The 13,183-nt window shown below is 64.4% G+C and carries 21 protein-coding genes and 1 pseudogene; 10 read left to right on the forward strand and 12 right to left on the reverse strand.

What is annotated here, in order from left to right; genetic code table 11:
* Positions 1-39: 39 nt before the first annotated feature.
* Both QY049_RS04670 and QY049_RS04675 read right to left on the reverse strand, forming a co-directional pair.
* Complete coding sequence (locus tag QY049_RS04670; protein ID WP_301269086.1) at positions 40-234, reverse strand: hypothetical protein; 195 nt, start codon at positions 232-234, stop codon at positions 40-42.
* A gap of 22 nt (positions 235-256) precedes the next feature.
* The gene (locus tag QY049_RS04675; protein ID WP_301269087.1) at positions 257-811 is read right to left on the reverse strand and encodes a hypothetical protein; all 555 of its coding nucleotides are present in this window, start codon (positions 809-811) and stop codon (positions 257-259) included.
* Positions 812-1,136: 325 nt separating this feature from the next.
* Here QY049_RS04675 and QY049_RS04680 point away from each other — a divergent pair, with 325 nt between their 5' ends.
* A complete protein-coding gene (locus tag QY049_RS04680; protein ID WP_301269088.1) occupies positions 1,137-1,652 on the forward strand; it encodes a ParB N-terminal domain-containing protein in 516 nt (171 codons plus the stop codon).
* A 98-nt stretch (positions 1,653-1,750) separates the two neighbouring features.
* On the opposite strand, the gene QY049_RS04685 is transcribed toward QY049_RS04680, so the two are convergent.
* Complete coding sequence (locus tag QY049_RS04685) at positions 1,751-2,338, reverse strand: DoxX family protein (RefSeq protein WP_301269263.1); 588 nt, start codon at positions 2,336-2,338, stop codon at positions 1,751-1,753.
* 73 nt (positions 2,339-2,411) lie between these two features.
* Here QY049_RS04685 and QY049_RS04690 point away from each other — a divergent pair, with 73 nt between their 5' ends.
* Positions 2,412-3,536: a hypothetical protein gene (locus QY049_RS04690; protein ID WP_367401173.1), complete on the forward strand. Its 1,125-nt coding sequence runs from the start codon at positions 2,412-2,414 to the stop codon at positions 3,534-3,536.
* An 88-nt stretch (positions 3,537-3,624) separates the two neighbouring features.
* Here the strand turns inward: QY049_RS04690 and QY049_RS04695 are convergent, their stop codons facing one another.
* Positions 3,625-3,906, reverse strand: coding sequence for a hypothetical protein (locus tag QY049_RS04695; protein WP_194476157.1), 282 nt, complete (start codon positions 3,904-3,906; stop codon positions 3,625-3,627).
* A gap of 250 nt (positions 3,907-4,156) precedes the next feature.
* On the opposite strand from QY049_RS04695, the gene QY049_RS04700 reads away from it, so the two are divergent.
* A complete protein-coding gene (locus tag QY049_RS04700) occupies positions 4,157-4,372 on the forward strand; it encodes a hypothetical protein (RefSeq protein WP_194476159.1) in 216 nt (71 codons plus the stop codon).
* Positions 4,373-4,504: 132 nt separating this feature from the next.
* Positions 4,505-5,338 (forward strand): PhzF family phenazine biosynthesis protein, encoded by an 834-nt coding sequence (locus QY049_RS04705; protein ID WP_301269089.1) that lies wholly within the window; start codon positions 4,505-4,507, stop codon positions 5,336-5,338.
* Between the two features lie 27 nt (positions 5,339-5,365).
* Here the strand turns inward: QY049_RS04705 and QY049_RS04710 are convergent, their stop codons facing one another.
* Positions 5,366-5,725, reverse strand: a complete 360-nt coding sequence (locus tag QY049_RS04710) for a cytochrome c (protein WP_301269090.1) — start codon at positions 5,723-5,725, stop codon at positions 5,366-5,368.
* Positions 5,726-5,858: 133 nt separating this feature from the next.
* Here QY049_RS04710 and QY049_RS04715 point away from each other — a divergent pair, with 133 nt between their 5' ends.
* From QY049_RS04715 to QY049_RS04725, 3 genes are all read left to right on the forward strand, one after another.
* Positions 5,859-6,032: a hypothetical protein gene (locus QY049_RS04715; protein ID WP_194476161.1), complete on the forward strand. Its 174-nt coding sequence runs from the start codon at positions 5,859-5,861 to the stop codon at positions 6,030-6,032.
* A 54-nt stretch (positions 6,033-6,086) separates the two neighbouring features.
* Positions 6,087-6,437, forward strand: a complete 351-nt coding sequence (locus tag QY049_RS04720) for a zinc ribbon domain-containing protein YjdM (RefSeq protein WP_301269091.1) — start codon at positions 6,087-6,089, stop codon at positions 6,435-6,437.
* 292 nt (positions 6,438-6,729) lie between these two features.
* Entirely contained in the window at positions 6,730-6,999 is a 270-nt protein-coding gene (locus QY049_RS04725) for a hypothetical protein (RefSeq protein WP_194476164.1), read from the forward strand.
* 31 nt (positions 7,000-7,030) lie between these two features.
* Here QY049_RS04725 and QY049_RS04730 read toward each other — a convergent pair whose 3' ends face one another.
* The 3 genes from QY049_RS04730 to QY049_RS04740 all read right to left on the reverse strand — a co-directional run bounded on the left by QY049_RS04730 (position 7,031) and on the right by QY049_RS04740 (position 8,598).
* Positions 7,031-7,951 carry a DMT family transporter gene (locus QY049_RS04730; protein WP_301269092.1) on the reverse strand — a complete coding sequence of 307 codons (921 nt, stop codon included), beginning with the start codon at positions 7,949-7,951 and terminating at the stop codon, positions 7,031-7,033.
* An 87-nt stretch (positions 7,952-8,038) separates the two neighbouring features.
* Complete coding sequence (locus QY049_RS04735) at positions 8,039-8,185, reverse strand: hypothetical protein (protein ID WP_194476166.1); 147 nt, start codon at positions 8,183-8,185, stop codon at positions 8,039-8,041.
* 248 nt (positions 8,186-8,433) lie between these two features.
* Positions 8,434-8,598: a Flp family type IVb pilin gene (locus QY049_RS04740; protein WP_194482748.1), complete on the reverse strand. Its 165-nt coding sequence runs from the start codon at positions 8,596-8,598 to the stop codon at positions 8,434-8,436.
* Between the two features lie 292 nt (positions 8,599-8,890).
* Between QY049_RS04740 and QY049_RS04745 the strand changes: the two genes are divergently transcribed.
* Complete coding sequence (locus QY049_RS04745) at positions 8,891-10,228, forward strand: hypothetical protein (protein WP_301269093.1); 1,338 nt, start codon at positions 8,891-8,893, stop codon at positions 10,226-10,228.
* Here the strand turns inward: QY049_RS04745 and pdxY are convergent.
* Complete coding sequence (gene pdxY, locus QY049_RS04750) at positions 10,225-11,049, reverse strand: pyridoxal kinase (protein ID WP_301269094.1); 825 nt, start codon at positions 11,047-11,049, stop codon at positions 10,225-10,227. The two genes, QY049_RS04745 and pdxY, sit on opposite strands and share 4 nt — an antisense overlap.
* Positions 11,050-11,293: 244 nt before the next feature.
* Between pdxY and QY049_RS04755 the strand changes: the two genes are divergently transcribed.
* Entirely contained in the window at positions 11,294-11,635 is a 342-nt protein-coding gene (locus tag QY049_RS04755; RefSeq protein WP_301269095.1) for a multidrug efflux SMR transporter, read from the forward strand.
* Between the two features lie 31 nt (positions 11,636-11,666).
* Positions 11,667-11,903, forward strand: a pseudogene (locus QY049_RS04760) (TetR/AcrR family transcriptional regulator); the annotation flags it as partial.
* A gap of 11 nt (positions 11,904-11,914) precedes the next feature.
* Here QY049_RS04760 and QY049_RS04765 read toward each other — a convergent pair.
* The 3 genes from QY049_RS04765 to QY049_RS04775 all read right to left on the reverse strand — a co-directional run bounded on the left by QY049_RS04765 (position 11,915) and on the right by QY049_RS04775 (position 12,996).
* A complete protein-coding gene (locus QY049_RS04765) occupies positions 11,915-12,232 on the reverse strand; it encodes a hypothetical protein (RefSeq protein ID WP_194482749.1) in 318 nt (105 codons plus the stop codon).
* Positions 12,233-12,305: 73 nt separating this feature from the next.
* Positions 12,306-12,512, reverse strand: a complete 207-nt coding sequence (locus QY049_RS04770; protein WP_258761890.1) for a hypothetical protein — start codon at positions 12,510-12,512, stop codon at positions 12,306-12,308.
* Between the two features lie 256 nt (positions 12,513-12,768).
* Positions 12,769-12,996: a hypothetical protein gene (locus QY049_RS04775; RefSeq protein WP_301269096.1), complete on the reverse strand. Its 228-nt coding sequence runs from the start codon at positions 12,994-12,996 to the stop codon at positions 12,769-12,771.
* Positions 12,997-13,183: the final 187 nt, after the last annotated feature.

The raw sequence follows: 13,183 nt of genomic DNA on the forward strand, positions 1-13,183 counted from the left end.
CGATAAGGACGATGAGCCACGCATGGCTCCATCTACAAACTACGCACACTCATGCGCGCGCTCGTCCCGCTTCTTCCGAAGCTTGGCCAGCGAGCGGTTTGCCTGTTCGAGATAGCGTTGCGCCTCTTCTCCCCGGCGCTCGCGGATGCCCTCATAGACGCGCGGCCGCGGCTCGCTTTCCTTGCGGAAACCGATGGCGCGTAGCGCGGTCGAGATCAACGTTTGCCAGTTCATCGCAAGACCTTCATCGAGCTCCCTACCTGAGATAGGAGAGATCAAACCCCTCTCGGCCCATCAGCCAGAATGTCCGCTTCCAATCGTCCACTCCGTCCATAAGGATCGAGTAACCTTCATTCTGCATCACATTCGTCACCAAAGTGTGCTTGTGCAGCGCCGGCCCGCCGACCTGTCTGGCGGACGTCACGCGATAGATATAGCCAGGCGAAAGCTCCTGCAAAAGCCTGCGGCAACAATGACTTACGACATCAAGAACCAATCCGGAGCAACTCGGTGGCAACCAGGTCTTCGCGATGTCCCTGTTCATCGTTGACCGGATCGGAACCTTCCCGAGCTGATCCAGTATGGTAATTTCATACCCAAATTCGTGATAGTCGAACGATCTCAAATCGGGGAGCGGCGTCGAGTCGCGTCGCGGTGTAAGGCCGACATCGATCAGGGTGAGCCACCGATCGTCTTCACTCAATCCGATCGGCGCCCGGAGATAGATGCAGCCATCTTCCTCTTCGAAGTCGAGGTCATCAGGCAGATCGTCGATGCTTCCTAGTAGCGCGCGGACCGCAGGCAAGGACATGGACGATACACATCTCTCTCATCGATCAATGAAAGAATACATCCTTGACGATGCATCGACGGGATTCAACCCAAAATTGTTCAGGTGCTGAGCTTACGATGACAACCTGTAAGACGGGTTGAGCCGTTGCCGAATCCATCGGTGACAGTGCAACAGATTCATTCGCTCTCGCCAGACCATCGACTTCAGCTAACTTTCGCATGCGCCACTGATTAAGTGCACACCGCATTCCTCCGAATTACCTTTGCGGCTTCGCCCTTCCCTCCTAAACTCCGACCTCCCCGGCATGGGTTCCGACTGGCCCGGTAGAAGCGGAGTTAAAGTTATGCCCAAACCGGAGAGCTTCCCGATCGAGAAGATCTTCGTCCCCACGAAGCAGAAGAAAGCCATCAAGCCCGAGACCGTCGCGGAGGTCGCGGAAAGCATTATGGAGATCGGACAGCAGGAGCCCATTTCCATCAGGCTCGACGGCGACCGCCTCGTTCTGGTCGAGGGACTGCATCGGCTGGAGGCCTGCAAGGCGCTCGGCGAGACGACCATTCTCGGTGTCCTTGTTACGGCCGAGCTTGCTCAGCACAAGCCGCTGCTCGCCGAACGGCCCGAAGTCGAGGCGGAGCGCCTCAAGATGGCGCGATTGAAGCAGTTGCGGCTCGAGAAGGAAGCCGCGGAGGCATCGATGGCTGCTGTGAGGAGCGTCAGCGCAGCGGAAGCGTCGCGCACCCGTCCGGCGAAAGGCGCCCGCGACAACGCGAAGGCATCGCTCACCCGGACCGCGAAAGCGGCGCCGAAATCATTGTCGGCCTGGATCAACCAGCAAAAGGGCAGCGGCGGCCGCTATTGATGGCCGGCTCCAGAATGACGGCGACGGCGCACTCAATTGACCCATCCACCCCGAATTGAATGCATTGGTCACCAGCCAAGCCTGCGCGCTGCTGCGGACTATCCCCTCAACCTTTCATCCACGCTCCAGCGCCCCGGCCCCGTCACGAACAGCAGCAGGAGGCCGCCGGTGATCGCGAGATCCTTGCTCACCAGCGTGTACTGCAAATTCTGTGCAGCCTGAGGAAAGTCCCAGTAGCGGTGCGCGGTGGCAAAGGCGATCACCACGAAGGCGATGGCGAGAAGCGCGCCGTAGCGCGTGCCGACGCCGAACAGCAGCGAGACGACAACGACCCATTCGACCACATGCGCGAGCGTGCTCATGACGGCCGGCGCGGGATAGCCCAGCGATTTGAGATAGTCGGCATTCGGCCCGCCGCCCCACACGGTCATGAGAAACAGAACGGCCAGCAGCACGCGGCCGGCGAGCAGGATCGGATCGGTCGCGCGCGTGGCGATGCCGTCGGTCAAGGCAAGATATGAATGTGACGATCGTTCGGTCATGCTTTCCCCCAAAAGCTGAACACGTTGCGACACGCAAATTTTGGCCGCGGCGAACGGCGCGGTCGAGATCAATGTTTGCCAGCTCGGCAGAGATCTTCCGGATGACGCGGGCGCCCCTGCTCCAACCCGCTCCCGGCCCGCCATAATTTTTCCTTTGCGCGCGCGTTGTGTTGGACAGCGGCGAGACCTATCCTTCGCGTGATCGGACCGCCTCCCATTGACGCCCGACCGGATGGAGAGCGCATCGGTGCCTGAAACGAACGACGCCAACCCTGATATGGTCAAGCCCGATATCGGCAAGCCTGATACCGCCAAGCCTGATACCGTGAAGCCTGATACCGCGAAGCCGGACGAGGCGCGCGCCGAGGGCGGGTTGGCGCGGGCCTACGACCGGATCAAGAGCGCGGAGGAAGACCTTGCGCGGCTGGACCGGCTGGTTTCCGGAATGGAACGCGATGGCGAACGCCCGCAAACCGCGCCGGCAAACGCCGCTGCAAAGGCGGCGGAAACTCCGAGGGATGCCGAAACTCCTGATAAAATCACGCCGGCACCGGTGAGCACAGTTCGCAATCCAGGTCTGAAGGGAAATCGGCCTATGCTGCGTGCCCTGCTCATCCTCGTGCTCGCGATCGGCGTTCTCGGTGCCGCCGTCGCGTCGCAATATCGTGAGGAGGCCACATCGCTCAGCAAGTCGATCATGGCGCGCCTGGTTCCGCCGGCCAGTCAGCCCCCACGCGCGTCCGCGGCCGAACCTCCGGCGCAACCGGCCGCCGTGCAACTGGCTGCGGCGGATCAGCCAAATTCGGTGCCCGCGCCGCCGCGTGGCAAGGACACGGACGTCACGCCAAAAGCCGACTCCCCGGGACCTGACGTTCCAAAAGCCGAATTTCTCAAAGCTGACGCGCCAAAAGCCGATGGTCCACGAACCAGTGCCCAAGCGCCTGACCCGTCATCGCCCGACCTCGCGCAGTCGCTCAAGACCGTCACCACCGAGCTTGCCAACATCACCACGAAGCTCGAGCAGTTGAAAAGCCGCAACGAGCAGGCCTTGCGTGATCAGGCCGACACCATTCAACAGCTCAAGGCAGCGCAGGAGAAGGATGCGGCGGACAATGCGCGCCTGGCCGCGCAGGTTCAGGCACTGCAGACGCAACTGACGGCTTCACCGGCGTCCGCAGCCGCGAAGCCCGCCGTGCGCAGTGTGAACATGGATGCAGCGGCGCGGGCGCGACCTCACGTGCCGGACGCCCCACCGCCCCGGCGACCCAGGCCGCCGCCGCGAGAACGCTGGATGCCTCCGCCCTACATGGGCGGCCCTTACTACGGCGATCCGGATTGGTGAGCCCGCCGGGCGCGCGGGGCTCGACGGCGGTCAGTGCCGTGGGATGGGTAGATCGCAGCGAAACTCATCCTGCGCGCACTGCAGATCGCTACCACCAATACGGCCAGCGCCATCCCTCGTAGCGAACATAGGACGGCACGAACGGCGGGCCGTAGGGATCGACGCGGTCGTCCTCGGGACGATAGCGATAACGCGGAACGACATTGTAGTCCCACGGCGTCGGCCGCAGCACGGGCGCCGTGACGATCAGCCTCTCCTGTGGTGCGCGAACGACGACAGCCTTCCGCGTTCGGGCTTCGGCACCTGATGTTGCGAGGCTCGACAGCACCAGGGCCGTTCCGAGCGCGCAGGCGACAGTCATGAGTTTCATGCGTTGGTCTCCTTCGCGGGAAGAGTGCTGGAGGACATCCGCCAAGGCAAGCGATTTTGCCCGCGGGCCCGGCTGGATGACCGCTTCTTGAAAGACGGCTTTCGCCCCGCTTCCATCCCTGATGCCCCGCAGTCCGCGATATCATCGGCGCAAGCCTTGCTGGTAGCGAAAGCCTTGCTGCCAGCGAAAGGCTTGCCACTGAACTTTTGGGCCGCTCGTTCGTTCTCCATGCCAACGGAGGACGGCGACAATGACGTTTGATTTGCGGGCTGCGGTGATCGCGGCGAGTTTGATCCTGGCATCCATCGCGGTGGCGGCCGCCGAGGGCGCGCAGGACCAGCCCGCAAGGCCCGCCGCTCCCGCGACCGACCATGCCGGCGCGGCCCAGCATATCCGCGTGATCCTCCCTGCGCCCTGGGAGCCTGCGCCTGCCTCCTCAGGCGCGCAGGCCATGGTCCAGAAATAGACTGCGCGGAGGCTGCGAGAGACATCAAGCCCCGGAAGGATGGATTTCGCTTGCAACCCAATCCGGGCTACACGCTACACATCTACACACTACACTTGGGGCATCGTAATCCGCCGCCAGCAGGATCCCCCCATGACAGTCCTTCGCATCGCAGCCTTCTCCGACGGCAACCGAGGGGGCAATCCCGCCGGGGTCTGGATCGGCGAGGCCCTGCCCGATGTCGCTGACATGCAGGCGATTGCTGCCGAGGTCGGCTTTTCCGAGACCGCTTTTGCCGCGCCCGCAGGGGGGGCCTGGCGCGTGCGCTATTTCGCGCCTGCCATGGAGGTGCCGTTCTGCGGCCACGCCACCATCGCGCTCGGCGCGGCGCTCGCGCACCGGTTCGGCGACCGCAGTTTCGAGCTGCATCTGAACGCTTCGGTCATTTCCGTCTCGGGGCGGCGCGACGGCAACACCATCGCAGCCGCGCTGCAATCGCCGCCGACGCGCCGCGCGCCGCTCGATCCCTCGCTGCGGGACGCCCTGCTCGACCTGTTCGGCTACACAAGCGCCGATCTCGACCCCGAGCTGCCGCCGGCGAAAATCCACGGCGGCGCCGATCACGCCCTGCTTGCGCTGACGTCGCGCGAGGCGCTCGCGGGCATGGCCTATGACTTCGAGCGCGGCCGCGCCCTGATGGCGCGCGAAAACCTCGTCACCATCGCGCTGGTGACGGCGGAGACACCGCGGCTGTTCCACGTGCGCAATGCCTTTGCCGCCGGCGGCGTGGTCGAGGATCCGGCCACGGGCGCGGCCGCCGCCGCGTTCGCCGGCTATTTGCGCGACATCGACTGGCCGCATGGCGGCGACATCGACATCGTCCAGGGCGAGGACATGGGCGCGCGCTCGCTGATCCGGGCCGAGATCGGCGCGGCCAAGGGCGGCTCGATCCGGGTATCGGGCTCGGCGCGCTTCATGGACGATTGAGGCAGAAGCCCCCGGCGTTCGACGCCGTCAATTGCGCTGCAGGCTCAGGATGTACTCCGAGAGCACGTCGGCCTGACCGGGGGCGATCACGAGGTTCGGCATGTCCTGGTGGCTGGTTCGCCAGAACACCTTGAGCGAGAGCGCAGTGGTGCCCTTGCGGTCGGCAATGGCCTGGAAGCTCGGAGCCAGGTCGAAGAACCCGGCCATGCCGGGCTCGACGGCGTGGCACGTCTGGCACCAGGCCTGCGCGAGGCGATGCCCTTCGGTTATCCTGCGCAACGATGGCCTGGTTGCGCCGGCGGCGGTGTGGACGACGCTGAAGAGAAACAGCACCGACAACGCGATCAGGATGGCGAGGCCGATGTAAATTCGAACGCTGCGCGACATCGCTTTGACCTCGCCTTCGCTTCGTTGACTTGGCAAGCGTAGGTCGGCGCGCATGAAGAATGATTGATCTGCGTCAAGCGGCCGGCGCGATGCGCGTAGCAAGAGATGCAGCGCAATTCCGGGAGGGATCACCATGAACGGCAACCGCTATTACGGCGTCCGCGTCGAGGGCGCGAAATACGGCGTCGGCTTCGGCTCGGCGCTCGCCATCGCGATCTCCTACACCAACAACCACTCGATCCTGTGGGCGATCATCCACGGAATTCTGGGCTGGCTCTACGTGGTCTTCGTCGCGTTGTTCCGGTAAACACGCGCCGCCTGCTCCTGCTTCTCCCGCATCGCTTCAAGATCGAGGCCCGACATGACCGACGCCACCAGATGCCCCGCCTGCCAGTCGGAGCACGCCTATCAGGACCGCGATCTCTGGATCTGCCCGGAATGCGGCCATGAATGGAGCGCCGCGTCGAGCGCCGTCGCGGAGGCGCCGGCGGATACGGGCGTGCGCGACGCCCACGGCAACGTGCTCAACGATGGCGACAGCGTCATCGTGATGAAGGACCTCAAGGTCAAGGGCTCGTCCTCGGTCGTCAAGGGCGGCACCAAGGTCCGCAACATCCGTCTCCAGGACGCAACCGACGGTCACAACATCGCCTGCAAGATCGACGGCATCGGCGCCATGAACCTGAAGTCGGAGTTCGTGAAGAAGGCGTGAGGCACGGGGTGAATGCGGCGCGGCCGACGACGTGAGTGCCGATCCGCGCAATCGCCCACCTTGGCATCATGCGCCTGTTTTGCCCGACGGGTCAAGAATTATTCGGGATCGCCGAAATCTGGAAATTCGTCGGGATTTCTACTGTGCATGGGGTTGTTTTCGCGTTTTCCGGTCCAGCCGGTCGCCGCCGTTCTCAGCCGGGGGATCTGGTGCTAGGCTCACTGGAGCGGCCGTCCCCCTCACGTCATGGAGGCGTGCGAGGCTCGAGGCTCGGCCGATGGAGGAGCGCGTGATGAGGCACCTTCCACGATTCCTGCTGGCCCTCGCCGGGTCAGCGCTTCTGCTCGGCGCGGGGTCCGTCGCCAACGCCGATATCATCTGCGGTCCCGGCTGCCATCCCACCATTGCCGGCGTCTGCGTGGTCGACGGCTGGGGCACCGGTGCGCGGGTCCGGAACGAATGCCCGGCCACGTCGCGTCCGCGCCCGCCCTGCGGCGGCTCGGACTATGTCTGGAGCCAGCGCAAGCAAGCATGCTTCCCGAAGGCGAAGGACTGGATCTGAGGCGCGATACCGAGGGGCCGGCCGCGCCGCGCTACCTCTGCCTCTGCGCCAGATAAAATCCGCACAGCACCGTCACGAGGCCGGCCGCCTGCAACGCCGTCGGCGGCTCGCCGAGCAGCAGCCATCCCGTGAGGACCGTCAGCGCCGGCACGCAGGCCGGAAACACCGCCGCGCGCGCGACGCCGAGGCGCTGCACCGAGACGGCGAACAGATATAGCGCCGCCGGCCCCGCGAGCACGCCCTGCGCCAGCGCCTGGATCGCATTTTCAGTGAGGCCGATCGCGGCGATGTGGGCAAGACCCACGGTCGCGAGGTAGATCGGCAGCAGCAGCAGCGACAGCACGTTGATGACGAGCGCGGCCGACACCGCCGAGACGCGCCAGTGCCGCAGCAGCGCACCGAAGCCTGCGAACATCAAACCGGTCAGCACGAAGATCAGATCGCCCTGCACGCCGTCGATGCCGATATGCCCGATCGATTCCGCGCCGATCACGCCGAGCCCGCCGACGATGACGATCGCGCCGGTCAGGCGCGAGGCGGAGATCCGCTCCTTCAGGAACGCAGCCGCCAGCAACAGCCCGCCGAGCGTCGCGCAGGACGGCTGGATCACGCTGCCATGGCCGAGCGGCACGAACAGAAACCCGGTGTAGGAGATCAGCGACATCACCGGCCCGCCGAGCACCATCAGTGCAAGGCCCCTCGCCCAGCCGATGCCGCACAGATCCGAGATGCCGGCGCGCAGGACCAGCGGCAGGAAGGCGATGCCCGACCAGACGTAGCGATGCACCAGCAGATCGACCGGCGTGAAGCCGACTTTCAGGCCGTGCCGCGTCCCGGCAAAGCCGAGCGCCCAGAACAGCGCAGCCGACAGCCCGCAGACGACGCCGAGCAGCGCCTGCGTCGCGTCGTTGTTTTGAGTGAGAGCGCCAGCGCCGCTCGTCCGCTGATCCATGGACCAAGCGGTACGTCAGCGGACGTTGCCGCTCAACCCACGCAGCTGCAAGGCTGGCGCGCGGAAGGAGCGCGGATGAGAGTCTGCTCAGAAGAAGCCGGGGCTGAGATCGAGCCCGTAGCTCAGGCTGAGCACGAACACGAACAGCGCGGCGGCTGCGAACGTCGCGAGATGCCGGACGATGAATTCGCGCGGCGAGGTGGCGGCAACAACGGCTTTTTGCGCAATGGGCATGACGGACTCCGTTATGAAAACGATTCTTGGCCGCCAATATGCGGCGCCCGCATCAAGCGCCGCGATCCGCAAAACAACTATTAAGGAGATCACACTCGGTTTGAATCGCCGTCCACAGCTCGCACGATGCGCGGCCTTTTCTTGCCGACCGCGGCATATCGATCGTGCGAAAAAAGAAACGGCCGGGACAAGCCCGGCCATGATGTCGGCCGCTTCGGTTCCGTCACGATCGCGAGGCGGTGATGCGACTATTTCAACGCAGTCGCCAGCGACTGCAGTTTCGCGACAAGATCAGTGCCGAGTGCATAGATGACTTCGATGATCGCAAGCGCGATCCCCGCTGCGATCAGGCCATATTCGATCGCGGTGGCGCCGGATTCATCGGCCGCAAATTCAATCAAGAGGCATTTCAATTTCACAAGCATGTCCTTCCCAGAATCTACCGGACGTTGCCGGCACGACAGCAATGCCCCACTGCAATCCAAGATTGAGTAAATCCGGATCATTCAATTTTATCGGCAAAAGCTGCCGATTTTGTCTGTTTCCCCGTGGGGAACCGGCGTTGCATTCGGGACACACCGGCCTGAAAAGCCGATTATGGGAGGATTTACGCCATTGCACTGCCACATGGTCCTCCGAACAATTGACGTGCCGCGTGCTTGGCTGTGCAATCTGGTTCGCTCTCGAACCTCGGAGGCAGGGATCATGAATGATCGGCGGTCTCTTCTCGTGGCTGTTGCGTGCCCCTCGGCCGTGATGGTCGGCTGGCTGGCGCTCTCCCTGTCCGCCCATGCCCCTGCCTTGATCGAGAACAGCGGCGCCAACGCAGCGGCTGTCTCCCGCGCGAAAGATCTCAGCCGTCTCGAGCTTGCCGACATCCCGCGTGCCGCGACGATCGACGATGGCATCGCCCTGACAGCCGACATCGCCGCGGCGGCGGCTGCCACGCCGAGCATGGCTGCGGTCGAAGCGCCGCCGCCCGAGACACCCGCCCCCACCGTCCAGCTCGCGTCGGCCGATCCCTCCGACATCGTATCGGCTGCCACACCGCCTGACTCTCAGATCGCGCCTGAACCCGCGCCTGTCGCAAGCGAAGCCGTTGAACCTGCGCCCGTCGCGAGCGAAGCCGCGGCCCAGCCCGCGCCGGAGCCCACCGTCAAGCTTGCCTCCGCCGATCCCGGCGATGTCGTGCCAGAGGACGCGCTGTCATCCGCCGCCATCGCGAGCGGACCTGTGGCCGAGAGCAGGCCGTCGCCCCCCGCGAACACCGTGGCGGTGCTCGACGAATGCTTCTCCATGGACGCTTGCGTCGATCGCTATCTCTGGGCGCTCTATCAGCGCACGCCGAAGGAAGACTCGATCAAGGTCGAGGACCGCCGTGCCGTCACCATCAGGCGCAAGGGCAAGATGGTCACGGTGATGCGCAGCTTCACGAAACTCGTCGACGAGGATTTTGCCTGGAAGGATCCGAAGGCGGCCGAACACGCCAACATGCCGCTGATGGACTACGTCATCGGCGGGATGGATAGGAGCTTCAAGCAGAAGCTGTTTCGCATGCTGCTCGCGGCGGAAGCCGCCGGCCTGTCGCCGGGCATCACCAGCGCGTTCCGGGACGACTACCGCCAGGAGATCGCGAGCGGCCTGAAGGCGGCCTCCAACCGCTCCTATCATGGCGGAAGTCTGCGCGGCGGCTACGGCCACGGCATGGCCGCCGACATCGTCAGCACCCAGGGCAACAATCGCGCACAACGCTGGGCCTCGACGGAAGTGCTGTGGAAATGGGTCGATGCCAACGGCAAGGCGCTCGGGATCGGCCGGCCCTATCTCGGCCGCGACCCGCCGCATGTCGGCCCGATCGACGGTGCGGAATATATCTCGAAGCGCGGCGGTGCGACGGATCGCAAGGAAGCAGCCAACGTCAAATTGAAGAAGGCGCGCGCCATGGCCAGCGCCAGGCCGCCGAAGGCCCAGGCCGCGCGCGAGCAGAAGAGCCCGGCAAAGCCGCAGAAATCAGCGCAATCCGCCACGAAGCGGACGACTTAGCCTCGGTCGTGCGTGACAGACGCCGGCAACGGCACGAGACGCATCTCGGCCGATCCTGCCTGCTGGGTGCGAACGAGCACGGCAAAGATGGTCTCGACCGCAAGCCGCACCGCCGCCTCCATCGCCGTGCCCTTGGCAAGGTGCGCTGCGATCAGGCCGGTGAGGAGATCACCGGTGCCGTAGGGACGGATCGGCAGGCGAGGCGTCGCAAAGCGTGACAATTGCCCGTCCGCGCACAGGATCGTCTCCACCTGCCCCGCCGGCGTGTCGACAAGCGTGCAGCCGGTGGCGACGACGTCGATGCGGCGATGCCCCGCAAGTGCCGTTGCCGCGGCGCGCAGGCCCTCTGTGTCCGCGATCTTGACGCCGGAAAGCAGCTCCAGCTCGAACTGGTTCGGCGTGATCAGGTGTGCAGCCGGCAACAGGCGGTGTCGCAGCACGTCCAAGATGCCGTCGGCGACATAGACGCGGCCATCGTCCCCGATGACGGGGTCGCAGAGATAGACGAGCTTCGAATTGCGCGACAGCGCACGCTCGATGAAATCGGCGATGACGGCCGCGTTGTCGGACGAACCGAGATAACCGGTGACGAGCACGGCGGCCTCGTCGACGAGGCCCCGCTCCTCGACGCCTCTCAGCAGATCGGCCACCAACTCGACGTCGAGCACCCGGCCGCGCACTGTCTCGTAGCGCGGATGGTTCGACAGCAACGTCGTCGGCACGGCGGCGACGTTGACGCCCTCCGCCTGCATGGCGTGGACCGCCGCGCTGTTGCCGACATGGCCGTGGACCACCTGGCTTTGTATGGAGATGACGAGCATGGGCAGGTCCGTAAAAGCAATCGCGCCGCGGCGCAAGCGTGGCTCTGATATGGACCAGCACGATCATGCGCCCGTCGCGCTCTGTCAGCACGAACGGCATATGCGAGGCTAGCGATTCGTCGCGGGTTCGTCACGTCCGGGTGATATGCCGTCTCAGCATGGCCAGCCCACCGAAAAACCACGACCCCTCGGTTGAACATACCTACAGCGCGGTATCTTTCGAGCACCACATCTCGAGCAGCTCATGACGTCCGCCCTCTCCCATGCAGCCCTTGCCCTCGCCATCGTGTTCGAGGTGACGGCCTCAGCCTTTTTGCAGCAATCCGCGCAATTCACGCGACCATTGCCGACGCTGGCGATGGTGCTGTTCTACGTTGCCTCGTTCTACGCGCTGTCGGTCGCGATCCGGGTGATCCCCTTGAGCATCGCCTATGCGATCTGGGGCGGGGTCGGCATCATCCTGACGGCCACCGTCTCTTTCGTGCTGTTCCGCCAGATGCTGGACGCCGCAGCCTTTCTCGGCATCGGCCTGATCGTGTCGGGCGTCGTCGTCATCAACCTGTTTTCGCGGACGGCGGCGCACTGATGCCGGCGAGCGCGGCTTTGCCACCCTCTGGGCGGCGCTGAGCATGGTCGTCGTCACAGATCCGTCGCGACGCAGATTTTGGAACGACTGGATGAAGGCGCGCCTGAAGCGCCATCGCGCCACCGACACCGCGCCGGAGCTTCAGATCGTGCGTCTCGCCGCCGACGGCGCCTGGCTGTCCTTCGTCATGACGGGACAGACCCGCATGAATGCGAACTTGCGCGCGGTGCATGATCGGCTGATCGCGCAGACCTATCGACGCGGTTAGTCAGGCGACTGTCAGTTCTGCACAGGCTTGGGCGTACGCGGCTTGGATTTCGCTGATTTACGCCCAGGCTTTGCCGCAGCACCCGGCGGCGGGGTATCGACCGACACCAGATAGGCCGCGAGCGCCTTGGCGGTGTCGGGGCCGGCCGAATAATGGTCCTGGAGAAACCAGGACAGCGTCAGGCTGTAGCGCCCTTTTGCAAGCCCCCGCGGGCTGCGATGGCAGGTGGCGCAGCCGTCGGCGAAGAGCTTTTCGGGCGATTTGCCCGCGTCGAGATTTTGCGCGGAGGCGATCGGCGCCGCCAGCACCACAGCAATGGTCCCGAGAATCACCAGAGGCGCGATGACGTCGCGCCCCGGTCGAATGAGCGGTCTCAATGTCGTCCCCCGGCCCGTCCTGCGATCATGCCGCCAGCAACCGATCGAACTCCGGCGGCGCATAGGCCTTGCCGTCCTGATCCGTGATGACGACCCGCCAGCCCTCGCTTGCCCAAACCCTTGCTTTCGCCACGATGAGCAACCGGCTCTCGCGAGCGAAACTGTACTTCTCATTGTCGCGTTCTGCGATCATTTTGTAGGCCAATTCGCATCCCCTTGCGTCGCCCTGCACCCGTCCTCGTGGTGGCAGCGGGCTTTGGCGGCAATTCGCCGGGAGCATGGCAATTTGGTGCCGTCCGCGGCAGCATTGTGCACCGACGCCGGTCCTTTCGGAGCAAAGGGAGCCACGTCATACGCAGCATCTTGAATGTGATTCTGCTTGTCGGGATCTGGTTCGCTGCCTGACCTAAGGCCGGACAGGCGCAGAGCCGTCAACCGGGTTCCGGCCCATCGCCGCCGCGACGGAACCGATTGGACCCGGAATCCGCTCAGTGGACGCGGATCACATGTGGCCGGCCGAGATCAATCAAACCCTGCACGGCCGACAGACGGTCGTTCAGGGCAGCAATGGTGAGCAACAAATTGTTGCGACGCTCGTCGAGCATGCCCATCTCGGCGCCGGTGAGCTTCGTGCTCGCCCGTTCCTTGTGGATGCCGTCGAGGGATTTGCGCAAGCCTGCAATCAGGCCGGCCAGTTGCTTGGCCTCTTTGGTCATCGACCGCTTCGCGACATTTTGGCGGCGCGACTCCGCCTGGTTCTGTCTCATCATCATCCTCCCGTAGCCCCGCTGCCCCGGAGTGGATGCTTACAGCTTTGAGTAGACATATTACGATCGATGAAATCTGCCGGCGAAGAACTTTCTCAAATTGTACGTGCACGGAACCCGCAGCACACCAGCAGAA

Source organism: Bradyrhizobium sp. WYCCWR 13022 (assembly GCF_030435535.1).
GTDB lineage: Bacteria > Pseudomonadota > Alphaproteobacteria > Rhizobiales > Xanthobacteraceae > Bradyrhizobium.